This is a genomic window from Aeromonas sp. ASNIH1, from assembly GCF_002934285.1.
Lineage (GTDB): Bacteria > Pseudomonadota > Gammaproteobacteria > Enterobacterales > Aeromonadaceae > Aeromonas > Aeromonas caviae.
Window position 1 is genome coordinate 4,869,510 of record NZ_CP026228.1, and the last position, 24,728, is coordinate 4,894,237.

Here is a 24,728-nt window from a genome sequence, read left to right on the forward strand (position 1 = left end):
TTATTCTTCTCATAGCGAAAAACCATCATCCACTATGATATTTTGCCCAGTCACATATTTGGCCTGATCTGACAACAGGAACATGATGCTGCCGATGATCTCCGACACATCCAGCATGCCTGCACCATGGGTGTGGCTCTTGTATGCCTGACAAAATGCATCTGGCTGATGATCAAATATGCCACCCGGGCTCACATTGTTTACCCTGAAACGGCTGTCATTGACATATGCTACCGCATACTTGCTCAAATGCTGTATCGCGGATTTGATCGCCGCATACTCGACCGGCATGGTCATTTTGGTATTGTTGTAAATATCAAACTTAGGTGCAACAACACCATATATGGATGAAATATTGACTAATGAAAAGGCTGTTTCATGTGCTTTGAAATAAGACGCACATTGCTGGGTAAACAGGAAAGCACTACCAAGATGGAGTGAAAGATTTTCATTGAAACTGGCAAGGGACACATCAAAAAAATGCGCGCCATAGGTTTTGTTTCTCGGATAGGTCGTGTTGACAGCCCCATCCATATGTTCTTGTTGCGCAAAAAATGCCTTGAGGCTTTCCTCACTGGTCACATCCAGCTGTATCAACGTCAGATTGTCGTCTGCCGTATCCACACCCTGAGTGGAAAGACGCTGGGCCATGGCATCGACATTGATATCTGCCGCGATAACTTTGCCGCCCTGGGCAAGAATGGCAGGCACCAGACGAGAGCCCAGCAAGCCGCCGGCACCGGCCACCAGAATGCGTTTTTCGTTCAACAGCTGTTCCATTATTTCTGCTCTCCTACGATAGCTTCTGCCAGTTTGAAGTCGTAAATATCGTCAATATCGACCGCTCGTTCTTTCGGCACCTCAATACTGGTGACTTTCCCCGAGAACAGCCCGTAATGTTCAAGCACAAAGGCAGGTGTCGTCGCATATACCACTGTCGTGATATCAAAAACCGGAGGCGCATCCTGACGCCGAGCAACATCGCCCGCCGGTTTATTGACCAACTCGACCCAGCCATCCACCGTTTCCTTTACCATGTTGAAATAGGGGCTGCGGTTGGCTGGCGTAACGGAGATACAGATATCGGCATTTTGCTCACGACGTTTGGCAATGGCCGCTTCAACATCACTCACACTGCGCAGCGGGCTGGTTGCCGGCAAGCTGATGAAACCATCGAATGCCCCATAATGCGCGATCGCCCATTCAATGGCATGTCGCCAGGACAGCCACTCCGGGCTGGTGTCTGTCGCCAATTCGGATGGGCGCTCTATAACCACCGCGCCGGATGAGATTGCAACGCTGGCAATGGCAGCATCATCCGTAGAAACAAACACCTGGCTAATCGATGGTGATGCCAGCGCCGTATCGATGGAATATTGCAACAACGGTTTTCCCGCCAATGGACGAATGTTCTTTCCTGGCAACCCTTTTGAGCCGCCCCGGGCGAAAATGAACGCAAAATTTTTCATCTGATTCGAGATCCGGTTAGGTGTTATCGATGATGAGAGAACGCTTTGATTGCTTCGATCAATGCAACCGTTCGTGTGGCGTCATCGATAGAGATGCTGTGATGCTTGGCACCCTGAATAAGATTGACAAAATCGGCAATCATGCCGAGGTACATCTGGTTTTTATCCCAGGCGGGCTCACAATGAATGACCTCAATACCGTTGGCCGAGCTCAAGGAGACCGAATTTTGAATCAGGTCCCATTCCAACGTACCTTCACTGCCAATCACGCGGCATTTGCGATGTGCTTTTCGTTGGAGAAAATCCAGATGAACCGTGGCAATGGCGCCCGTTTTGTCGCCAAGCATGATATCGGCCATGTCCTCAACCGACAGGCCAAGCTCTTCGGAAGAAGACAGGCTTGCGTATTTGACTTGAAGTGGTCCAAGCAGCCACTGGATATAATCGAACTCGTGACTGAGCTCCAGCAACACTCCTCCCCCCAACTCGGCACGAGCAGAAACGCTGTGCCGAAAATCTTTGCTGGGGCGCCAATCAGGCAGGTATTGCCCGGTTTCAACCTGGACATGGTAGCAGCGGCCCACTTTCTGCTCAGTCAACAGATCTTTCATGAGCATGGCCGACGGTAAATAACGCAGGCAATATCCGACAGCCACCGGAGTATTGTGCTCATGGCTGGCCGCCTGAATGGCCTCACAATCGGCAAGCGATGCCGCCAGGGGTTTTTCAATCAGAACGGGAATGCCCGCTTTTATCAGAGGGATGGCATGGGCAGCATGCAAGGTCGCTGGGGACGCGATGATCGCAAAATCAATGCGATGCTGGATAAGTTCCTCTACTGAAGAGACGAGTACATCACAATCACTGATATCCGCTGCGGCAGCCTGACCACTGGCTGACATGGCGTAGATGGAAGCGGATGGATAAAGGTGCTTTAAGTTTCTTCTGTGGCGAACCGAGATATTACCGAGGCCAACGACAGCAATACGTTCCATTATGAGTGCAGCCCCAGTGAAGAGATATCCGATTGAGCGCGATGGAAGTCTTCCATGCGACCGATATCCAACCAGTATTCATGGATAGGGAACATCAATACTTGCTTGTCTGCCTGCATGTGTCGTTCAAGCAGTGTCGGCATATCGACACGCTCGCCTTTCTGCACCGATTGGACGATATGGGGGCCAACGACATAAATACCGGCATTGACAAAGAAATGATGGACCGGCTTTTCAATCATGCTGGTGATCTTGTTTCCCTCACCCGTGATGACGCCGTAAGGAATTTGGTAATCATATTCACGCACACACATGGTGGCATCAGCACCGTTTTCCACATGAAAATCGAGCAGACGATTGAAATCCACTGTGGTCAGCACGTCGCCATTGATCATGATAAGCGGCAGGGCCGGCATGTCGGCGGGCAGCAGACCCAGGGCGCCGCCGGTTCCCAGCGGGGTCTCTTCATAGACGTAACGAATATTGGCCCCCCAGGCTGAGCCATCGCCAAAATAATCGGTGATCTGCTCGGGCATATAGTGGGTGGAGATGTAGATGTTCTTGAAGCCTGCCTTGAGGAACTGGCTGAGCAGGGTCTCCAGTATCGGCCTGTCACCCACCTTGAGCATGGGCTTGGGGCAACTGTCGGTCAGCGGGCGTAGCCGGGTACCAAATCCCCCCGCCATGATGAACACGGGATTGTCATAGTTCGGCGTTTTTGCCGCCTGCTCCCAGGTTTCCAGCCCAATCAGCTTGCCTGCATCGTCGACCACCGGCAGGGAAAGAACGCTTCGCGCTCGCATGGTTTCCAGCAACTGCGCACGGGTCAGTTTGGCCGAGACAGTGATGGGGGTGGGATTCATCACGGCCGTGACGCTTTGCGTCAGGGAGACATTGTTCAGGATGGCGCGGCGAACATCGCCATCGGTCACGACGCCCAGCAAGTGCCGCGCGTCATCCACGACCAGGCAAACCCGCAGTGCCTCTTCATTGATCACGGCCAGGGCATCACGCACCGAGTGTGCCGGCGACAACACCACTTTTTCCCAATTTTTGCTCATCCAATCCATCCTTTACTGCTTGATAGGCATTACGCTGCCCCGGGCAACGTATGCAATCTGCTTTTCTCCAAGAGGGCGCGTCAGCGTGGCGCCGGCCCCGACCACGGCATCAGAGCCAATTGATATGCCCTGGATCACGGCAGCTCCCGTACCGATATGGACTCTCTCACCCGTTACCACACCGCCGGATAACACGGCGCCCGGTGCGACGTGATTGTCGCCTCCCAGATGGCAGTCGTGATCCACGATGGCACCACTGTTGATGATGCTGTTGGCACCTATCCGGGTACCCGCCTGAATGATGGCCCCCGCCATGACCTGGGCCCCCTCTTCCAGCACGGCGTAGTCAGAGACCATGGCCTGTGCGCTGACGACGCTTGCAAAGCGGTAACCAAGGGCGCGATAACGGGAAAACAGCGTGGCGCGCAGCGGGTTGCCCGGCAAGGAGCCGATGCCATTGACCAACACCACCTCATCCGGATGGTGGGTCAGTATTTCCTCGTCATGCCAGAGGGGAATATCAGCCAGTGCGGCGCGCGCTGTACCTGCGGCGGGCGCAACCAGGGCGATGGGAACCACTCCCTGGCTGCGCAGCATGTCGACCAGCACCGAGGCGTGCCCCCCTGCCCCGAGGACGATGACCGGTTTATTCACGGATAGGCTCACCCGCCTGATAGGCACGTTTGGCCGGTTGCCCCAGGAGCTGCCAGTAGGCATAGGGGCTCATTCCATCGCCAGGGCGCTTGATGGCGAGGTTGTCGGCACAGAGGATGGTGCCCTCCTCAATGTCGCAGGCAGCGACCAGGCTCTTGCGTGCGATCTCCTTGTTCTTGATCTCGCTCGGGCGAGGCCCTTTGATGCCGTCTCCCAGTGCCAGTTCCACATCGCGGATCCCTTTCACCATGGCGGCCAGTTCATCGGGTTCAAGAGAAGCCTTGTGATCAGGCCCTTCCATGTTGCGATCCAGCGTGAAGTGCTTCTCGATGAGGCAGGCTCCACGGGCGACTGCCGCCACCGGGATGGTGATGCCCTGGCTGTGATCCGAATAACCAACCGGCAACCGGAAGGCGTGCGACAGGGTATCCATGGCTTTGAGGTTGATATCCACCATGGGCGCCGGATACTCGGTCGTGCAATGCAGCAGGGTCACCTTGTTGGCAAGAGCGGCCTGACCTGCCTCGCTGGCATAGGCAGCCATGAAGGCGGCCTCACCGGGCTGCGCATCCTGCGGCGCGGTCAATCCGAAGGCTATCACCCCCAGGGCCGCCTCCACTTCTGCCAACGTGGCCATACCGGTCGAGACGATCAACTCGCAACCGGTGCGAGCATGGGCCAGTACGAAAGGCGCATTGGTCAGTTCCCCGGACGGGATCTTGAGGGTCTGCAACTTCAACCGGTTCACCAGAAAGTCCAGGCTCTCGGTATCGAAGGCGGTAGACAGAAACGCGATACCGAGAGACTCGCAATGGGCGATCAGACGAAGATGGGCATCGAACGAAAGCTCAAGGCGGGAGAGCATGGCAAACTGGCTCTCTTCCTTGCCGGTGTTGGCGGTTTGATAAGCAGCCTGCTTGGCCTGGCGGGTCACCAGATTGGCCGCCTTGAAAGTCTGAAACTTGACGACATCGACGCCTGCCCGGTGGGCAGCATCGATCAGTGCCACGGCGAGTGCTTCGTCGCCATTATGGTTGACGCCGGCTTCGGCGATGATGCGGATCATGGCGACGGACTCCTGTCGAGATCATGGAACTGTTTGATGGTGGGGATGGCAAAATGCTTCAGGCGTGCCACGATTTGGCCGCTGGCGTCCCCTGCACCATAAGGATTGACATAAGCATCCGGGCCCATAGGCTGCAAGGCCTTGGCAATGCATTGCGTAATGGCCTCTGCCTTCGCGTCGCAATGAAGCACACTCTTCGCTGCCAGGCGCCCTTGTTGGCGTTGGCCGATATTGATGGTCGGGACACCCAGAGAAGGCACTTCGATGATGCCGCTCGACGAGTTGCCGATCACGGCGGCACAGTGTTTCACCGCGCTCAGGTAACGTCTGTAACCCAAAGACGGGATGGCCAGCACGCGTGCAGGATTGGCTGTCGCATACTGCTCAAGCAGTGGAATGATGGCTCGACCACCGTCATCTGCATTCGGGTACGTCAGGATAACCTGATGGTCGGGATAGTTATCCAACGCCGCCAGCAAGGCACTGAAACTCTCCCTGGCCGGTTCATCGGCCAGAGTCACGGGGTGATAGGTCACCACGAAGAACGGTGAGTCCAACGTAAACCCAAGAGAGGATTGCAGCTCGTCCATGGACAGCAGCGGTGTCTTGATGATGTGGTCCAGACCGACGGCACCCACGTTGAACACCCGTTCAGGCGCCTCCCCCAACTGAATGACTCGCTGTCGATAGGGCTCGGCGGCCGTGAAGTGCAGGTAGCTCAACTTGGTAATGGCATGGCGAATGGCGTCGTCATAAGCCCCCTCGGTGATCTCGCCACCATGGAGGTGTGCTACCGGTATGCGCTGCAACATGGCCGCCTGGGCTGCCGCCAGCGCTTCAAAGCGATCCCCCAGGATCACCAGCACATCCGGTTGCAAGCGGGCCAATGCATCTGCCAGCCCGAGCAAGGCCACGCCCATGCTTTTGACCACCCCCACAGAGGTATCGGAGGAGAGCAGCATCTCGATGCGCTCATCGATCTTGAAGCCATCCTGCTCTATCTGCTGATAGGTCAGGCCGAACTCGGGGGACAAGTGCGTACCCGAGACGATCAGCTTGAGCTCCAGGTCGGGATCCGCGGCAATGTCTTTCATCAACCAATAGAGCAGCCCGTATTCGGCGCGAGTACCGGTAAAGACGGCAATGGTGTTGGCCATGTTCAGACCTCGACAGGCGAGCTGGGCAGGTTGATCAGATGGGCTTCCAACCATTCGGCATTGTTAAGCTCCCCACGCAAGGCATGAGAGAACATGGGCAAGCGATGCATCAGCTTCCATACAGGCCGGGTCATGACACCAGCCTTGTTCAGCTCAGTCAGCAACGTATCCCGCTGGATCTGATCTTCACAGACAATCGCATTGAGCCAGTAGTTGGAGCGTCCATAAGAAGGCTCGGTCACAAACTGGCATGACTGTCCCTTGAAGAACTCGGCATAGTGCATGGCAAGCGCCCGCTTTTGCGCCAGGAATTGCGGCAGGGCTTCCATCTGGGCACATCCGAGGGCCGCATTCAGATTGGGCATCCGGTAGTTAAAACCGGGTTCATCATGATAGAACTCGAACGGATGGGGTACCTTGGCGGTGGTGGTAATGTGCTTGGTGCGCGCCCCCTGTTCGGCATTCTGGCAGAGCACCATGCCACCACCACCCGTGGTGATGATCTTGTTGCCATTGAAACTCAGGGCGGAAAACGCACTCAGCGTCCCCGTGTGTTTGCCTTTGTAGTAGGAACCCAGGCTCTCGGCAGCATCTTCTACCAGGGCGATACCCCAGGCCTCGCACACGGCCTGAAGCTCATCGAGTTCAACCGGATGACCAAAGGTGTGCATGGGCACGACGGCTTTGAGGCGGCGTCCGCTTGCCTTGTGGATGGCACCTGTCTCGGTGCGAGACGCATGCTCTTCCAGCCAGTTGGCCAGGGCAACGGGACACAGACCCAGGCTCTGGCGTGATACATCGACAAACACGGGTTCTGCGCCCATGTGATACAAGGCATTGCAGGTCGCCACAAAGGTCAGGGGCTGGGTGATCACCAGATCCCTTGCCTGCACACCTGCCATATAGAGCGCGATATGCAGCGCCGCCGTGCCATTCATGGTGGCAACGGCACGGGCTGAACCGGTAAAGGTGGCTATTTGCTGCTCGAACTGCTCAACATAGGCACCGACACTGGAAACGAAGGTGCTTTCGAGGGTATCGAGCACATATTGACGTTCATTGCCGGCAAAGGTCGGGGCGTGAAGAGGGATGAAGTCATCGGTTTTGTAGGTATCACGAATAAAACGTATCAATTGAGTATGCATACCGATTCCTTACATCTTGCCGTCGAGATATTTGCCCGTTTCTTTGTGACCAAAATCCGGGATCATGGCGAAGAACAACTCGACGATCTCTTTCTTGTCCCAGGCGCGTTTTGTTTTCATGGCTGCAATGGTCTGCTCGAAATGGTTGAGCAGATCATTCTGATATGAGGGTTCATTCTTGATGATGCCCAGGTTCTCGAACCGGGCCATATCCAGCACTTCCTTCTCCGTGAAGAACTCTTCGAAGTCTTTTTCACCCGTGGTGTCACTCTCGGTAAACAGGCAGGGCCACATCCCCTGCTCGGGCAGGCTCGCCATCAAGGCTCTGGCTTCATCCTCGTCCTTGCACAGATGCGGCTTGTAACCATGCTGCTCCAGATACTTCACGGCGATTTCGGCGAAGGTAATCAGGTGCAGGGATTCGCTGAGCTTGGGGAAGAAGATATCCCTGTTCTCACCGAAGATGCAGGACATCAGGCACAGCTCACCGGACTCCTGGGGAGTCACGAAGTAGCGTTTGATGTCGTTGGGGGCGACGATGGGCTGACGCTTTTGCAAGCGCTGGTTGAAGCCATGCAGCAAGGAGCCATCGGAGAAGGCCACGTTGGCAAAGCGCGCGGTTGAAATGGCAATCTGTTCGCTGCGGCGCATCAGGAACATCTCCATGATGCGCTTGGACGCCCCCATCATGTTGACCGGATTGGCCGCCTTGTCCGTCGAAACACAGAAATACTTTTTCACTCCCATGTCGATGGAGTGCTGGATGGTTTTGTCCGTGTTGAAGACGTTGACATCGATCATGCGCATCAACGTGAAAGGATCTTTCTCGCTGCGTACATGTTTGAGCGCAGAAAGATTGAGCACGTAATCATAGGCGCCGTCAGCTTTGATAAAGGCGTCATATTCAATGGAGCCGATATCCAGGGCGAACGTCTGGAAATCACCATCGATATACCCGAACGAGCTGCGGATATCGCGCACCAGCTCGACCATGTTGTTCTCGCTGATATCGACCACATGCAATTTACGTGGATTTCTCTTGAAGATCTCTTTGGTTACCGCCTGGCCAATAGAACCGGCGCCACCAAGCACAAGAAAACGGGACTGGCTGACGATATCAGACAGCTGTTGCTCATTTTTGCCGATGTCATCAACGAACAGGTCTTTATTACGACCAATGAGACTCAAAATATTACTCTTCATATAAAAGATACCAATCTCAAGTTCAGTCCACGCAGGACGTGCAATATATCAATGATGAATTCAATCAATGTCGCGCATTTGCGAGAGATGCCAGGTAATCGTCTTGGACAATCCTGACTCAAAACTCTCCTGCGGCAGCCATTTCAATTCAGTGGCTATTTTGCCGGCATCAATGGCGTAACGTCGGTCATGGCCGGGCCTGTCGGCCACATGGGTGATTTGATCCCGATAGCTTTTCACCTTTTCCCCGGGCTTTTCTCCCTCAAGAGGAGATGGGGACAAGGGGACCAGTTCGTCGAGCAGATCGCAGATGGTTTGCACCACTTCCAGATTGCGCTTCTCATTGTGGCCCCCGATGTTGTAGGTCTCTCCCACTCGCCCTTTGGTCAGCACCAGCAACAGTGCTCTGACATGATCCTCCACATAGAGCCAGTCGCGGATCTGATCTCCCCGGCCATAAAGCGGGATGGGCTTGCCAGCCAGGGCGTGGGCGATCGTTTGTGGAATCAGTTTTTCCGCATGTTGCCAGGGCCCGTAATTGTTCGAGCAGTTGGTCACCAGCACGGGCAGCCCGTACGTTCGGTGCCAGGCGCGCACCAGATGATCGCTCGATGCCTTGGCGGCAGAATAGGGGCTGCTCGGCGCATACGAGCTAGTTTCGGTGAAAAACGGCAGCGCGGCTCCGGAAGTCAACTCATCCGGATGGAGCAAATCGCCGTATACCTCGTCGGTGGAGACATGATGGAAGCGAAATGCAGCCTTGCGTACCTCGTCCAGATCGTTCCAATAGGCGCGTGCCGCTTCCAGCAACATATAGGTGCCGACGATATTGGTCTGGATAAAATCGGCAGGACCGGTGATGGAGCGATCAACGTGGCTCTCGGCGGCCAGGTGCATTACGGCATCGGGTTGATGGGTTGTAAAGACCCTGTCCACTTCAACGCGATTGCAGATGTCGACCTGCTCGAACACATAACGATCGCTCGTAGATACAGACGCCAGAGATGCCGGATCCGCCGCATAGGTCAGCTTGTCCAGATTGACAACTGAGTCCCGGGTATACCGGATGATATGGCGGACAACGGCAGAACCGATAAAGCCGGCACCACCGGTAACAAGAATTTTCATATCAGTGGGTGTTCATGCATGGTCAGTGAATAGCTGAGGCAGGCAAGGCCATACTTGTATGACCAGTATTCGAGGTCAATATTGCCTGAGAAAACCACGACAGCCAGAAGCTGGCAACTGTGTTAGCTACCGCCCTTGGGTTACAGCTCCCAACATGCTGCTTTTAACCTGATTGTCCGTGCTGTTGGCCATCACATCCTCCAGCTTCTTGTTTTGATTGATGTTTAACAATGTTGTCGCATTACATTGCACACCCAGGCAGTCCACAGCCTGCATTGCTCACATCTTGGGCTATCTGCGCCCCAAACCCGATTCGGGGTCAGATTCTATCTTGTTTAACCCAAAGATGAACAGTCAAAACAATAGGAAAGCGCCTATTGAAATCAGGATTCAAAAAAAACCATTCATGTGATACTGCCCTCCGTGAATCCACTCAGCCGTTGCCGGGGATTGCCCTGCTTTGTTCCAACATCCAGGCCAGGGCATGTAAACATGTTTAATTTCAAACAATTAAATTCATACCTCAAGCGCTTGCAGGCACTCGGGAATGGCCTGATGCCAGCAAGGCCCCCTGCCCCTGTGTATCGGCAGGCTGAAAGCGGCAAGCCGCTTGTGCGATAAGAATGGTCGCGACCAGCCCCTGCACCGGCTCTGACCCTCAACACCCAGAAACCGGCAGGCACGGATAGCGAGCCTGAACACGAGGCTGATGACACAGCGTTGCATCATGGGAAATGCATGAGGAAAGAAGACAGGGATGATTCAGTCCCGATACAGCGGGGTCAGGTAGGATCCGGATTGACTCTCCCTCTTGTTGACCCTCTAATTGACAGCCTGGACCCTCATCATCATGCATCTTATGAAAATCCTACTGGTTGAAGACGACAAGCTGCTCAATCACCACCTCTCCACCCTGTTGACCGAGGCCCAGAACCAGGTTTACAGCACGGACAATGCCCAGGTGGCGCTGCACTACGCAGCAGACTACCCCATCGATGTCGCCATCATCGATCTGGGCCTGCCTGACATGGATGGCCTTCAGCTCATCACCCGCCTGCGCGAGCAGCAGATCCCCTTTCCCATCATTGTGCTGACGGCCAGAGGCAACTGGCAGGACAAGGTGGAAGGACTGGAGGCCGGGGCGGACGACTACCTGGTCAAACCCTTCCAGAAGGACGAACTGCTGGCCCGTCTCAATGCGCTGGTACGCCGCAGCGCCGGCTTCATCTCCCCCAGAGTGAAGGCGGGTGACTACGAGCTGGATCTCTCCCGCAAGGAGCTGACCATCGCCGGCGAGGTCACCGTGCTGACCAGTTTCGAATATCTGATCCTGGAATACCTGATGCGAAATGCCCGTCAGGTGGTCTCCAAACAGCAGTTGCTGGATCAGCTCTATGGGGATGGTGAAGGGGATCCCAACACCATCGAGGTGATGGTGAGCCGGCTTCGCAAAAAACTGGATCCGGAAGGGAGCATCCAGCCCATCTCCACCATCCGCCGCCAGGGCTACATCTTCAACCTCGCCTGCAGCTGATGCGCCTTGCCATGTTGCATCCCCTGACCCTGATCCGCCGCTCCCTGCACCTCAAGCTGATGCTGAGTGCCATGCTGGTCATCGCGCTCATCATGGCCTTCTCCGTCTACATCCTCTACCTCGGCCATGCCGAGGAGCAGGCCCAGAAAGCCAGTGTCCGCATGCAGGAGAACCTCTCCAAGCTGTTCTCGTCCAAGCAGCCGGAGCCCCACGCCATGACGGATCTAGGCAAGCTCACCCCGGATGCCATCGATCCCAATCTCGATACCCTGATCTGCCGCGCCGACGGAGTGCTGAGCTGGTCCAGCCTGCACATGCCGGAGGTGGTCTCCATCAAGGAGACCATCTGCCGGGATCTGATGAGATACCTGGGGGGACTGGATCAGGACTATTTCTTCAAGCTGCATACCATCAAGAACGGCGAGAGCTACTTCATCTACAGCCTGCGTTTCCTGCGCAATCATGGCGCCGGCCCCACCACCTACTACGTGGTGATGGTCGATTCCGCCCGGCGCTATCAGGCCCAGACCCGCGATTACCTCTACCGCTGCATTCGCCAGGCGCTGCTCGCCTACTGTCTGCTGGGCGCTCTGTTGCTGCTCACCAGTTTCTGGAGCCTCTCCTCCCTGCGCACCATGGCGCGCCAGATTGACGAGATCCGCGCCGGTACGCGAGAGGCGCTGTCAAACGACTACGAGCGCGAGCTGACCCCCCTGACAAGCTCGGTCAACCAGTTGCTGGAGAACGAACGCCAGCAGACCCAGCGCTACCAGCACGCCCTCAACGATCTCGCCCACAGCCTGAAAACCCGGCTGGCGCTCATCCAGATCACCGCCCAGGAGCTCAAGCTCGGCCACGACATCCATGACAACATCAATGAACAGATCACCACCATGGATCAGATCATCCAGTACCAGTTGCGCCGCGCCGTCACCGGGCGAAAGCGCCTCGCGAGCAAGGGCACCGAACCGGTTCCCCTCATCGAGAAGCTGCTGGCCAGCCTCGCCAAGGTCTATCGCCACAAGAAGCTGCAGACCGGCTTCCAGTTTGACGACGATGTCTTCTTTCACGGCGAGCAGGGCGATCTGATGGAGCTGATGGGCAACCTGCTGGACAACGCCTGCAAATTCGCCATCAGCGAGATCCGGGTTCATGTCCGCCACCGGGAGCGCGGCCTGCTCATCGTGGTGGAAGACGACGGTCCCGGCATCGATCCCGGCAAATCGCAGCAGATCTTCCAGCGCGGCGTGCGGGCTGACAGCTCCCCCGGCCAGGGGATTGGCCTCGCCGTGGTGACCGAAATCGTGCACAGCCACGGCGGCGAGATCCGGGTGGATGACTCCCCGCTCGGCGGCGCGAGATTCCACATCACCCTCCCCTGACAGCGCAGGGGCCAAGTACTGGCCCCTGCCGCATTCGGGCATTGCCATCCCGGTGCTTGCCCTGTCTCACGCCTCACTCCTTATGCTTCGACCAGGCCAAGCACATGGCAGCGAGGCTGACGAGCTTGCACCCCCATCAGAAGCTGACCTGCCGCTCCCCTCAGCCCCATGCTCGCACAGAAACGACAGGCATAAAAAAACCGGCCGCGAGGGCCGGTAAAACAGTTCAGGCTTGTCAGGTGACAATGCGCACCCAGCGGATGAAGACCGGTTTCAATTCCCTATGAAGCCCCGTCCTCTTGAGTACGTAGGTTCACTTTACGCCCCGGTCACTGAATCGGGACTGAACCATGTTCACCCTGGCAAGGCTCAGAGACGGATCCCGAGCGACTGGCGCAGATAGGCTCCCGCCCCGAGCAGCCCCGGCCCTTCATGGGTGATGAGGAAGACCGGAATGTCTTTGAGATAAGGCTTGAAGCGCCCCTTGTCCTCGAAGGCGACCCGAAAGCCCGATCCAATGAAGAACTCCTGGAAGCGCGGCACTATGCCACCGGCGATGTAGACACCGCCGAAGGTGCCCATGTTGAGTGCCAGGTTGCCGGCAAAGCGGCCCATGAGCACGCAGAACAGGCTCAAGGTGCGGCGGCAATCGAGGCAATCCCCCGCCAGCGCACGCTCGGTGATGTCCTTGGGGGCAAAGGGTTCGGGCTCGCGGCAATCGGATTTGACCAGGCCGCGATAGAGATTGACGAGCCCGGGGCCCGAGAGGAAACGCTCCGCCGACACATGGCCCAGCTCGCCGCGCATCACCTGCAGCACCGCATCTTCCTCTTCCGTGTTGGCGGCGAAGTCCACGTGGCCGCCCTCACCCGGCAGGCTCAGCCACGTCTCACCGGCCTGCACCAGGTGGGCAACGCCAAGGCCGGTCCCTGCGCCATAGATGGCGATGGGCTTGCCGGCTACCGGAGCCGCGCCCCCGAGCTGGATGCGATCGCTCTCGCCGAGCACGGGCACCGCCATGGAGACGGCAGTGAAATCGTTGATCACCTGCAGGCGCGCAAGGCCGAGGTTGGCCTGCATCTCGCGGATGGAGAACTCCCAGCTGTGGTTGGTCATGGCGACCCAGTCACCGTTGATGGGACAGGCGATGGCGATGCACGCCTCGCCCACGGTGGCATCGTGCTCTTCGAGATAGAGGCGCACCACGGTCTCCAGGCTGGGATGGGCCAGCCCCGAATAGGTTTTTGCCTGGGAAATGGCGCCCGTCGCCAGTTCGCAGAGGGCCAGCCGGGCATTGGTACCGCCAACGTCGCCCACCAGCGCATGGGTATGCTGCATAACAAACTCCTTCGTTACCGACTCGGGGCGGCCCTTACCGTCCCGACATTATTATTTGGCTGCAATACTACTCGAGCCCGCAGCCGGGCTGTGCGATTTATGCAGACAAGTGTGCGCCCGCTCACAGTGTTGTTGCTTTGCAACATTTGTAAGCGTTTTCAAGACACAAATGGAAGTTTGCAACTAAAAACACGAAATAATTAGACACGAGTCATACTTTGCAGGGCCGAGATTAGTTCCGATAAGCGCTTGTCTTGTATAGTCATCGCGGAGACTGGAAACCTGCTTGAGCTGTGAATTTAGTGCACAGACACTGAAGTTAAATTACAAAAATGCCTGGTGGTAATGATGAATACCCTCGATAAAATTACGAACAATCTGGAAAGTTTCAGTAAATCAGAGCGTAAGGTGGCTGAAGTGATCCTGGCCTCACCCCAGACCGCCATTCACTCCAGCATCGCCACCCTGGCCAAGCTGGCCGATGTGAGCGAACCGACCGTCAACCGTTTCTGCCGTCGCCTCGATACCAAGGGTTTTCCCGATTTCAAGCTGCACCTGGCCCAGAGCCTGGCCAACGGCACCCCTTATGTGAACCGCCACGTGGAAGCGGAAGACGGCCCGGATACCTATACCGCCAAGATCTTCGAATCCACCATGGCCTGCCTCGATGCCGCCAAGAACAGCCTGGACATCTCGGCCATCAACCGCTGCGTCGATATTCTGACCCAGTCCAAGAAGATCAGCTTCTTTGGTCTGGGCGCCTCCTCCGCCGTCGCCCGGGATGCCCAGAACAAGTTCTTCCGCTTCAATATCCCCGTGGTGAGCTTCGATGACATCGTCATGATGCGCATGAGCTGCATCAACAGCAGCGAAGGGGACGTGGTGGTCCTCATCTCCCACACCGGCCGCACCAAGGCCCTGGTGGAAATTGCCGCGCTGGCCCGGGAAAACGATGCCACCGTGATCGGCATGACCGCCAAGGACTCTCCCCTGGCCCGCGAATGCAACCTGGTGCTCTCCATGGACGTGCCGGAAGACACCGACGTCTACATGCCCATGGCCTCGCGCATCGCCCAGCTCGCCCTGGTGGACGTGCTGGCCACCGGTTTCACCCTGCGCCGTGGCATGAAATTTCGCGAAAACCTGAAGAAAGTCAAAGAAGGTTTGCGCGAATCCCGCTTTGATACCCCGCACTCCTCCTGATCATTCGGGGGTCCGCCCCCGACTGTCTATGCCAACGGGCTTGGTGTAGTATCGAAATTCAATCAAACAAGGCCACCCAGATGGCCTGCCAGTTGGCACCATGCCACATGCTTGACGGGGCAGTATTTCAAGTCATATCAACTTCACATTGGAGTCTTTCATGCCAAGACGTACAAAGATTGTTACCACACTCGGTCCGGCGACCGATCGCGACGGCATTCTCGAGGGGATCATTCGCGCCGGTGCCGACATGGTGCGGATGAACTTCTCCCACGGCACTCCTGAAGATCATATCCAGCGCGCCAACCAGGTGCGTGACATCGCCGCCAAGCTGGGCCGCCACGTGGCCATCATGGGCGATCTGCAAGGCCCCAAGATCCGCGTCTCCACCTTCAAGGATGGCAAGATCTACCTCGCCATCGGTGACAAGTTCATTCTCGATGCCGCCCTCGGCAAGGGAGAAGGCTGCCAGGAGCAGGTCGGCATCGACTACAAGAGCCTGCCACAGGACGTGGTATCCGGTGACATCCTGCTGCTGGACGATGGCCGTGTGCAACTGAAGGTCGAACAGGTCGAAGGCACCCGCATCCACACCACGGTGACCGTGGCCGGCCCGCTCTCCAACAACAAGGGCATCAACAAGAAAGGTGGCGGCCTCTCCGCCCCGGCCTTGACCGAGAAGGACAAGGAAGACATCAAGACCGCCGCCCGCATGAACGTGGACTACCTGGCGGTCTCCTTCCCCCGCAGCGGCGATGATCTGCGCTACGCCCGCGAACTGGCCCGCGAAGCTGGCTCCAACGCCAAGATCGTGGCCAAGGTCGAGCGCGCCGAGACCGTCGCCAGCGACGAGGCGATGGAAGACATCATCCTTGGCTCCGATGCCGTCATGGTGGCCCGTGGCGATCTCGGTGTCGAAATCGGCGACCCCGAACTGGTGGGTGTGCAGAAGAAGCTCATTCGCCACTCCCGTCGCCTGAATCGCGTGGTCATCACCGCGACCCAGATGATGGAGTCCATGATCAACGCGCCGCTCCCGACCCGTGCCGAAGTCATGGACGTGGCCAACGCCGTGCTGGACGGTACCGATGCGGTGATGCTCTCCGCCGAGACCGCCGCCGGCCAGTTCCCCATCGAGACCGTGACCTCCATGGCCAGCGTCTGTGTGGGCGCCGAGAAGCACCCGAGCCTGAACGTCTCCAACCACCGCATGAGCTACACCTTCACCTCGGTGGAAGAAGCGGTGGCCATGTCCACCATGTATGCGGCCAACCACCTAGAAGGGGTCAAGGCGATCGTGGCGCTGACCGAGTCGGGCACCACCCCGCTGCTGATGTCCCGCATCAGCTCCGGCCTGCCCATCTTCGCCATGTCTCCTCACAACAAGACCCTGGCCTGGGCCAACCTCTACCGCGGCGTCACCCCCGTGCTGTTTGATGGCGACGAGACCAAGCCGGTCTACGAGGTGTGCCGCGACGCGCTGGACGTGCTCAAGGCCAAGGGACTGCTGCAAAGCGGCGACATGGTATTGCTCACCCACGGCGACAAGATGGAAACCGTCGGCAGCACCAACACCTGCAAGGTGATGATGGTCGAGTAATCGCCCCTCCTCCCTGCAACAAAAACGGCTCCCGCGGGAGCCGTTATTTTTATGGGACCTGCCCAGGTTCAACCGCGAAACAGCTCCACCTTGTCCCCATCCTGCAGGCTGCCGGCGCCGCGCACCACCACCTTGTCTCCCTGCTTGAGGGCGCCACTCACCGCCACCTCCCGGCTGTCCCCAAAGAGCACGGTGACCGGCACCCGATTCACCGTGAGCGCCTCGCCGCGCTGCTCCACCTGATAGACCACGCTTCCCTCGGTGCCGAGCACCAGGGCATCCCGTGGCAGCAGCATGGTGTGCTGCTCTCCCATCGGCAGCGCCACCCGCACCGGCGAGCCGATGATGAACGTGCCCGCTTCCGGCTTGAGGCGCAGCTCGATGAGCCGGGACTTGGGATCGGCGCTCGCCGCCCGCTGGTCATAGATGGCGTGGCTGCTGAGCTGCTCCCCTTCCACCCGCAACCGGGCCTGGGTGGCCAGTTGCCGGGCCCAGGCGATAGGCGCACGCAACCGGATATCCGGCTGGTCCGGATTGACCAGCTCAAGCGCCTGTTCGCCCGCATCCACATGCTCCCCCGGCTGGATGAAGTGTTCATTCACCACTCCGTCAAACGGGGCAAAGATGCGGCTTCTGCGCAGCTGCTCCTCAATCTGGCGCACCTGCACCCGCGCCAGCTGCTCGGCCAGCTCAGCCTGCTCCACGTCATAGCGCGCCTTGTCATACTGGCTCTGGGAGGCACTCTTTTGCTGGTGCAAACGATCCAGGCGCTGGAACTCGGCGCGAGCGTAACGCAGATTGCTCCCCTCTCTTGCTTGTTCCGCCCTCGCCTGCTCCAGCGAGAGGCGCAGAGTCGCGCTGTCCAGGCGCAGCAACTCGTCCCCCGCTTTCACCCGGCTGCCAAACTCGGCTATCCACTCCACCCGGCCGCTCACTTCGGCGCTGAGCGCCGCCTGCTGGCGGCTCGCCACCGTGCCGCTGACCCAGATGCTGGCCCCCGCCTCTCCCTGGGCCACCTCCGCCAGCGTCACCATCTTGCTTTGTGCAAGCGCAGGCAGCCCGCCAGCCAGCAGCAGAGCCCCCACCACTATCCTTGTGAAACCTTGTGTCATCGATGAGCTCCTTGCTCAGGCACGCTGCCGAAGGGCGTGCGGTATGTCGGTCTGCTCCCCCAACCGCAGGAAGGCGGGCAACAGGATCAGGGTGAAGAGGGTGCTGCAGCTCATGCCGCCGACGATGACGGTGGCCAGCCCCCGGTAGATTTCGCTCCCCTCGCTCGGACTCAGCATCAGGGGCAGCATGCCGAAGATGCTGGTGAGGCTGGTCATGGCGATGGGACGCACCCGGCTTTGCAGGGCATCGGTGACTGCCGACTGTCGGCTCATCCCCTCCCGCTCGGCCATCCTGGTCTGGTGCACCAGCAAAATGGCGTTGTTGACCACCAACCCGAGCAGGATGACGAAGCCGATGATAGTGAGCAAGTCCATCGGCAGCGGCGCCACCAGACCGCTCAGGTGCAGCGCCAGCACGCCGCCGACAGTGGCGAGCGGCAAGGTGAGCAATACCAGCACGGCATCCTTGAGGGAGGCGAAGACCCCCCACAGCAGAATCAGCAGTATCATCACGGCGAACAGGAAGATGCTGCCGAGGTTGCCGAGCGCCTGTTGCAGGCTGTCGGCATTGCCGGCGACCCGCAGCTCCCCCCCGGCCGGCAGCAACGGCCGGATGGCGGCAAAGCTCTTGTGCTGCAGGGTGTCGAGCACCTGCTCCATGCTCATCCCCGCAGGGGGCGAAATCTGCAGGCTGATGCTGCGCCGCCCATCGGATCGGAAGATGCTCTCAGGCCCGAGTTGCGGCTCCACCCGCAGCAGTTCCCCAAGGGGAACGATACGCCCGGACGGGGTAGCAAGCGGCACCGCCTTGAGCTCGTCCGGGTTGGCGGAGGCCTGCCCCATCAGCAGGATGTCGAGCCGCTCATCCCCGTCGAAATATTCGCCGACCCGCAGACCATCGCCAAAGGTCTGGATGATGGCGGGCATGGGGGAGCGATCCCAGCCCACCTCGGCCAGGCGCCTGTCCTGGGGCACCAGCCGAAGCTCGGGAGCGGTGAAATCGAGTCCGGGCTCTGGCCTGACCTGGGCGCCGGGCAAGTCCCGCTGCACTATGGTCATGCTCTCCCTGGCCGCCTGATAGAGTTCGGGTAGCCCACCCCCCTGGATCAGCAGGGAGATGCTGTTTTCACTGTCAAAACCGCCAAACAGGGACCCCTGACCGCCAAACACCCGGGTGTCGGGAATGCCCACCAGCAATTGCTTCATCAAGAGCTGCTCCAGCACCTTGATCTGGTTATCCTCCTTTGGTCGCACCCCGATCTGGGCACCGCCCGGGTAGCGCAGGATGTAGTAGTTCTTGAGGACAGGCTCCTTCTCCCCTTTCATATAGGGGTCGAGGCGGGCAATCAGGGTATCGATCACCTCCTCCCGCTGGGCCTGGAGATTGACCCCGGGGGTGAAACTCATCCAGACGTCGATGGCGTCCCGCTTCACATCCGGCAGGTAGTTCATCTTGGGCAACATCAACCAGCTCACCAGCACAGGCCCCGTCATCATCAGGACGATGATGGCCCAGCGCCTGGGGGCGGTGGCAGTCCAGCGGATCACATGGCGGGTGGCGCGGCACCACAGGCGCTCAAAGGGATCAATCAGCCGTTCGTGCCCCATCCAGCGCGCCGCCACCGCAGGCAACACCGTGACCGCCACCACCATGGAGACGGTCACCGCGCAGGCGATGGTGAGCGCAAGATCGGCAAACAACTGCCCTTCCACGTCGTTGAGCAGGAGCACCGGCAGGAAGATGGCGACCGTGGTCAGGGTGGACGCCACCAGAGCGGTCCACACCCGGCGGGTGCCCTCCAGCGCCGCCTCTCCCTTGCTGATGTCACCCCGCTCATGGCGCCGGTAGATGCTCTCCAGCACCACGATGGCGGCGTCGAGCACCATGCCTACCGCAAACGCAATGCCCGCCAGGGAGATGATATTGAGGGTCCGCCCCATCACCTTGAGCAGGCAGAAGGTGAGCATGATGCTGATGGGAATGGCGATCGCGATCATCAGGGTCGCCTTGAGCTGGCGCAGAAAGAGCCAGAGGATGGCGCAGGAGAGCAGCACCCCGAGCCCCAGGTTGGCGGTCACCATGCTCACCGCCCGGTTGATGTAGAGGGAAGCGTCAAACGACTGCTCCATGTGCAGGCCGACCGGCTCCAGCACCTCCCGGTTGAGCTCCCCGACATTGGCCTTGATCCCCTCGAGCGCCGCCAGGGCATTGGCACCGCTCTCCTTGAAGATCTGCGCCGCGATGGCGGTGTTGCCGTTCTGGATGCGCAGCACCGGGTTCTCCTCCCGGGCCACTCTGATCTCGGCAACGTCCCGCAGATAGATAGGTAGGCCGTCACGCCAGTCCACCACCTTGTCCCCCAGGGCCGCCACGTCATAGCGACCGGCAAAGCGCAGCTTGTACTCCCAGCGTCCGATGTCGAGGGTGCCGGCCGACACATCCCAGCCCGTCGTTGCCCGGCTGGCGAGCACCGGGATCTCCACCCCCAGCTCGGCGGCGCGGTAAGGGTCGAAACGGATCTGGATCTGGCGCTCGTTGATCCCCTCGATGTCGACCGTGGACACCCCGGGGATCCGCTCCAGCTCGGGCTTGACCCTCGCCTCGATCAGCGCCTGGTGATCGTCTATCTCCCCCTTGGCGCCGGGCAGTTGCTGGATGAAGAAGAAGGTCAGGGTGTCGTTGCTGCTGTAGTTGTTGACGTAAGGGCCACCGATGTTGTCCGGCAGTCCCGAGACCCGGTTCAGGCGGGAGATGACATCAAGCTGGGCCCGCTGCATGTCGGTGCCGAGGGCAAACTCCATGTCTATTTCGGTGAAGCCGGGGTAGCTGTTGCTGCTGAGGCTCTTGAGCCCCTGTACCCCCTGCATCTCCTGCTCGATGGGATCGGTTATCTCCGACTCCATCTCCTGGGGCGAGGCCGAACGCCAGTCCACCGTGATGTTGAGGTGAGGACGGTCTATGTCGGGAAACAGCTGGACGGGCAGTCCCCGGATGCTGAGCAGGCCCAGCAAAAAAATCAGCACGACCGAGACCGCCACCCAGATGGGGCGTTCGATCGCCGTTTTGGCGAGGTTCATTCACTCTTCCTGAGTTGTTGTTATCGGCCATTCCGATGGCCTTGCTTCCTGCCCCAAGGGTGGGGGCCATTGCATTAAACTGGAATTAATCCAGGTTGTAAATGCCTGGTTAAACAACAAAAAACCGGCCACTAGGGCCGGTTGTCGGTTTACGCGCGGGGTCAGGCTGCATGCTCGACCGGGTTCGGTTGAGACAATCCTTCCAGCTCGCCAGGAGCGAAGTTGTCCACCTGGATAGCCTCGTAGCGCAGGGCATCGGCGGCCAGCAACTTGTCCGCCTCCTCCTTGCCGAGGATCGACTGGGACAGGGCCGCAGCCACCAGCTCAGGCAGCGCCAGCTTGCGGGGCAGTCTGCCCTCTTTCTGGGCCTGCACCAGCTTCTTCTCGATGGGCTGCACCGAGACCATGGCCTGGAAGGCACGCTCCATCAGCCCCACCGGATCCGCCTCGTCCTTGCCTACATAACAGAGCGCGGTCAGACGATCCCGGAACTCGCCCGGCGTCATCATGGCCAGGCAGATGGCATGGCAGCGATCATCCGCCGGCATCTTGTAACCGACGCCGAACGGGAACACCACCCGCTTGAGTACGGCACCCACCACCTTGTTCGGGAAGTTCTGGAAGAAGCCCTCGAACGCCTTGCCAATCAGATAGAGGTTGCGCTCCACCGCATACTGCACGAACGGCAGGTCAGAGACCATGCGGCCCTGATCCTCGTAATGCTTGAGGGTGGCGGAGGCCAGGTAGAGGTGGCTCAGCACGTCACCCAGACGGGCGGAGATCATCTCCTTGCGCTTGAGATCGCCACCCAGCATCAGCATGGAGACGTCGGCGCACAGGGCCAGCCCCTTGCTCATGCGGGAGAGTTGCTTGTAGTAGCGGGCGGTTTCGCCAGCCACCGGGGCGCTGTTGAACTGGCCCAGGGTCAGCCCCTGGAACAGGGCACCGAAGAAGTTGCCGGTACCGAAGGCGATGTGCTTCATCAGCAGGGCGTCAAACTTCTCGAGACCGCGCTCCACATCGGTGTCGGCCGCCGCTTCCAGCTCGGCAAACACATACGGATGGCAGCGGGTGGCCCCTTGCCCGAAGATCATCAGGTTGCGGGTCAGGATGTTGGCCCCTTCCACCGTGATGGCCACCGGAATGCCCATGTAGGCGTAGCCGGTGTAGTTTTTCGGGCCCAGCTGGATGGCGCGACCGGCATGGATGTCCATGGAGTCATCCATCACCTGGCGGGCCATCTCGGTCATGTGGTACTTGGAAATCGCGGTGACGATGGCCGGTGCCTGACCCAAATCCAGGGAACCTGCGGTCATGCGACGAGCGCCTTCGAGCTGATAGGTGAGGCCGCCAATGCGGGCCAGCGCTTCCTGCACCCCTTCAAACTTGCCGATGGACATGCCGAACTGCTTGCGCACGTAGGAGTAGGCGCCCACGGTGCGGCTCGCCATGTGACCACAGGCGGTACCCAGAGCAGGCAGCGAGATGCCGCGACCGGCGGAGAGGCACTCCACCAGCATGCGCCAGCCACGGCCGGCGTAATCCGGGCCACCGATGATCCAGTCGAGCGGAATGAACACATCCTTGCCGAAGGTCGGGCCGTTCAGGAACGCCAACCCCATGGGGTAGTGGCGATCGCCGACGCGCACGCCTGGGTGACTGGTCGGGATCAGCGCACAGGTGATGCCGATCTCTTCCTTGTCACCCAGCAGTTTTTCCGGGTCATAGAGCTTGAACGCCAGCCCCAGCACGGTGGCACGCGGCGCCAGGGTGATGTAGCGCTTGTTCCAGTTCAGACGAATGCCCAGCACCTCTTCACCCTTGTGCATCCCCTTGCAGACGATCCCCTTGTCCGGGATGGCGCCCGCATCGGAGCCCGCTTCCGGCCCGGTCAGGGCGAAGCAGGGTACCTCCTTGCCGTTGGCCAGCCCCGGCAGCCAGAAATCTTTCTGGGCCTGGGTGCCGTAGTGCATCAGCAGCTCGCCCGGGCCGAGGGAGTTGGGCACCATGACGGTGACCGCGACACTCAGGCTCTTGGTGGCGATACGGGTGACGATGGTGGAGTTGGCAATCGCCGAGAACTCGCGGCCGCCGTAGGATTTCGGGATGATCAGGGAGAAGAAGCCTTCTTTCTTCAGATAGTCCCACACCGGCTCCGGCAGGTCCTTGGTCTCGTTGACGATCTTGAAGTCGTCCACCATGGCGAGCAGGGTTTCGACCTGGTTGTCGATAAAGGCCTGCTCTTCTGCGCTCAGCTCGGCCTTGCCGTAGCCGTGCAGTTTCTTCCAGTCCGGGTTGCCGCGAAACAGCTCCCCGTCCCACCAGACGGAGCCGGCCTCCATGGCCTCCCGCTCGGTGGCCGACAGGGGCGGCAGTATCTTCTTGAAGATGCCGAACACGGGGCGGGTCACCACCTTTTTACGGATGGCGGGGACACCGAGCACCACGGCTATCGCCAGCACCAGCAGGACAAGCAATGTGATCATACCGAAGTTCCTTCTATTTCACTGTTTCCGTTGATTATTGTTAGGTGTTACACGGCCAGGGAGAGCCTGGTCGACTCCACGGGCGCCCCGACACCGGACGCCAGATAAGGAATGACGTTGCGCACCAGCCCTTCCACATCGAGCTGCTGGCCAAAATCGGCCTGGGCGATGTCACGCAGGGCATCCGCAGAGGCCATGGTGAAGACGACGGTGCCCAGGGTGAAGTGCAGGCGCCAGAAGAGATCCGCTGGCGACAAATCCGGATTGGCCTTGGAGATGGCCTGGGTGATCCCGTGCAGGGTCGCCCCATAATGGGTGGTAATAAAGCGGCGCAGGTGGCCCTGACTGTCGATATAGCCGCGCCCCAGCAACTGCATGAAGAGCGCCGGACCATTCGCCCTGACGGCCGACAGTTTCATCAGGGGTTCGACAAAGCTCTCGAACACCTGCAACAGGGTCAGCTGATCCTGCGCCATCAACGTCTGCAACCGCCCGTCCAGTGCCGGCATGAAGAGGCTCAGATAACGGTCGAGCACCGCCTGGATAAGCTCCTTCTTGGAGCCGAAGTGATAATTGACCGAAGCCAGGTTCACATCGGCCTCGCTGGTGATCAGACGCAACGAGGTATCGGCGAACCCCCGCTCGGCAAACAGCACCTCGGCGGCGTCGAGAATACGGTTCTTGGTATCGATTTTACTCACTGGACACCTCACTTAAACGAATGTTTAAAAAGTACGTTTCACGCCCACTCATGTCAAGAGAATGTGAACAAGTGTTGGCTAAATGTTTTTAATCAAAAAAGAGGGAAGATGGCGGGAACTTCGCGGCGAGACGGCACTCTATATCTATGCCACTGCAATTAAACATTAAGTCTCGCCCAACCTGCGCCATGCTAGTTGGGCATTTTTTTGCCCTGCCGTCACCCGATGCGCCGACAGAGAACCCAAAAAAAAACCGTCGCAGGGGCGACGGCGGGGAAAACGGGTCTGACCATCCAGTGTCGACCCATCGATGGGTGTTCAGGCTTGCATCGATGTCGCCATCCTCGCAGTGAAACGTCATCAGACTTTGTCAGCACAGACCCAAATTGTGACAAAGTATGGCAACCAGCCACATG

19 protein-coding genes are annotated in these 24,728 nt (G+C 58.9%); 4 read left to right on the forward strand and 15 right to left on the reverse strand.

All coding sequences use genetic code 11. The features are described from left to right. Window positions 1-9: 9 nt before the first annotated feature. The 10 genes from C2U37_RS23440 to rfbB form a co-directional block, all read right to left on the reverse strand. Window positions 10-780, reverse strand: coding sequence for an oxidoreductase (locus C2U37_RS23440; RefSeq protein ID WP_048207994.1), 771 nt, complete (start codon window positions 778-780; stop codon window positions 10-12). Beyond that, the gene (locus C2U37_RS23445; protein ID WP_104453152.1) at window positions 780-1,469 is read right to left on the reverse strand and encodes an acylneuraminate cytidylyltransferase family protein; all 690 of its coding nucleotides are present in this window, start codon (window positions 1,467-1,469) and stop codon (window positions 780-782) included. The genes C2U37_RS23440 and C2U37_RS23445 overlap by 1 nt, the downstream gene beginning before the upstream one ends. Before the next feature lie 23 nt (window positions 1,470-1,492). Then, window positions 1,493-2,464 (reverse strand): Gfo/Idh/MocA family protein, encoded by a 972-nt coding sequence (locus tag C2U37_RS23450; RefSeq protein WP_048207996.1) that lies wholly within the window; start codon window positions 2,462-2,464, stop codon window positions 1,493-1,495. After that, window positions 2,464-3,525, reverse strand: coding sequence for a nucleotidyltransferase family protein (locus C2U37_RS23455; protein ID WP_104453153.1), 1,062 nt, complete (start codon window positions 3,523-3,525; stop codon window positions 2,464-2,466). Before C2U37_RS23455 ends, C2U37_RS23450 begins: the two co-directional genes overlap by 1 nt. A gap of 12 nt (window positions 3,526-3,537) precedes the next feature. Beyond that, window positions 3,538-4,179, reverse strand: a complete 642-nt coding sequence (locus tag C2U37_RS23460) for an acetyltransferase (RefSeq protein ID WP_104453154.1) — start codon at window positions 4,177-4,179, stop codon at window positions 3,538-3,540. Continuing rightward, the gene (gene neuB, locus C2U37_RS23465; protein ID WP_045524098.1) at window positions 4,172-5,245 is read right to left on the reverse strand and encodes an N-acetylneuraminate synthase; all 1,074 of its coding nucleotides are present in this window, start codon (window positions 5,243-5,245) and stop codon (window positions 4,172-4,174) included. Before neuB ends, C2U37_RS23460 begins: the two co-directional genes overlap by 8 nt. Then, on the reverse strand, window positions 5,242-6,402 hold the full coding sequence (neuC, locus tag C2U37_RS23470) for a UDP-N-acetylglucosamine 2-epimerase (protein ID WP_045524096.1): 1,161 nt from the start codon (window positions 6,400-6,402) through the stop codon (window positions 5,242-5,244). Before neuC ends, neuB begins: the two co-directional genes overlap by 4 nt. A 2-nt stretch (window positions 6,403-6,404) precedes the next feature. Continuing rightward, window positions 6,405-7,547, reverse strand: a complete 1,143-nt coding sequence (locus C2U37_RS23475; RefSeq protein WP_104453155.1) for a LegC family aminotransferase — start codon at window positions 7,545-7,547, stop codon at window positions 6,405-6,407. A 9-nt stretch (window positions 7,548-7,556) separates the two neighbouring features. Beyond that, window positions 7,557-8,735 (reverse strand): UDP-N-acetylglucosamine 4,6-dehydratase, encoded by a 1,179-nt coding sequence (locus C2U37_RS23480; RefSeq protein ID WP_233768444.1) that lies wholly within the window; start codon window positions 8,733-8,735, stop codon window positions 7,557-7,559. Window positions 8,736-8,810: 75 nt separating this feature from the next. After that, window positions 8,811-9,878, reverse strand: a complete 1,068-nt coding sequence (gene rfbB, locus C2U37_RS23485; protein WP_104453157.1) for a dTDP-glucose 4,6-dehydratase — start codon at window positions 9,876-9,878, stop codon at window positions 8,811-8,813. 859 nt (window positions 9,879-10,737) lie between these two features. Between rfbB and C2U37_RS23490 the strand changes: the two genes are divergently transcribed. Beyond that, complete coding sequence (locus tag C2U37_RS23490; RefSeq protein WP_041207018.1) at window positions 10,738-11,412, forward strand: response regulator; 675 nt, start codon at window positions 10,738-10,740, stop codon at window positions 11,410-11,412. A gap of 11 nt (window positions 11,413-11,423) precedes the next feature. After that, a complete protein-coding gene (locus C2U37_RS23495; RefSeq protein ID WP_442778409.1) occupies window positions 11,424-12,794 on the forward strand; it encodes an ATP-binding protein in 1,371 nt (456 codons plus the stop codon). 369 nt (window positions 12,795-13,163) lie between these two features. Here the strand turns inward: C2U37_RS23495 and glk are convergent, their stop codons facing one another. After that, the gene (glk, locus tag C2U37_RS23500; protein WP_104453158.1) at window positions 13,164-14,132 is read right to left on the reverse strand and encodes a glucokinase; all 969 of its coding nucleotides are present in this window, start codon (window positions 14,130-14,132) and stop codon (window positions 13,164-13,166) included. Window positions 14,133-14,480: 348 nt separating this feature from the next. Between glk and C2U37_RS23505 the strand changes: the two genes are divergently transcribed. Then, window positions 14,481-15,335 carry a MurR/RpiR family transcriptional regulator gene (locus C2U37_RS23505; RefSeq protein WP_029314760.1) on the forward strand — a complete coding sequence of 285 codons (855 nt, stop codon included), beginning with the start codon at window positions 14,481-14,483 and terminating at the stop codon, window positions 15,333-15,335. 160 nt (window positions 15,336-15,495) lie between these two features. Further along, window positions 15,496-16,935 carry a pyruvate kinase gene (gene pyk, locus C2U37_RS23510; protein ID WP_041214849.1) on the forward strand — a complete coding sequence of 480 codons (1,440 nt, stop codon included), beginning with the start codon at window positions 15,496-15,498 and terminating at the stop codon, window positions 16,933-16,935. Window positions 16,936-17,003: 68 nt separating this feature from the next. On the opposite strand, the gene C2U37_RS23515 is transcribed toward pyk, so the two are convergent. The 4 genes from C2U37_RS23515 to C2U37_RS23530 all read right to left on the reverse strand — a co-directional run bounded on the left by C2U37_RS23515 (window position 17,004) and on the right by C2U37_RS23530 (window position 24,312). Beyond that, the gene (locus C2U37_RS23515; RefSeq protein WP_104453159.1) at window positions 17,004-18,047 is read right to left on the reverse strand and encodes an efflux RND transporter periplasmic adaptor subunit; all 1,044 of its coding nucleotides are present in this window, start codon (window positions 18,045-18,047) and stop codon (window positions 17,004-17,006) included. Window positions 18,048-18,062: 15 nt separating this feature from the next. Further along, entirely contained in the window at window positions 18,063-21,125 is a 3,063-nt protein-coding gene (locus C2U37_RS23520; RefSeq protein ID WP_104453160.1) for an efflux RND transporter permease subunit, read from the reverse strand. A gap of 161 nt (window positions 21,126-21,286) precedes the next feature. Then, entirely contained in the window at window positions 21,287-23,611 is a 2,325-nt protein-coding gene (locus C2U37_RS23525; RefSeq protein WP_041213197.1) for an acyl-CoA dehydrogenase, read from the reverse strand. A 47-nt stretch (window positions 23,612-23,658) separates the two neighbouring features. Continuing rightward, a complete protein-coding gene (locus C2U37_RS23530; RefSeq protein ID WP_005324182.1) occupies window positions 23,659-24,312 on the reverse strand; it encodes a TetR/AcrR family transcriptional regulator in 654 nt (217 codons plus the stop codon). Window positions 24,313-24,728: the final 416 nt, after the last annotated feature.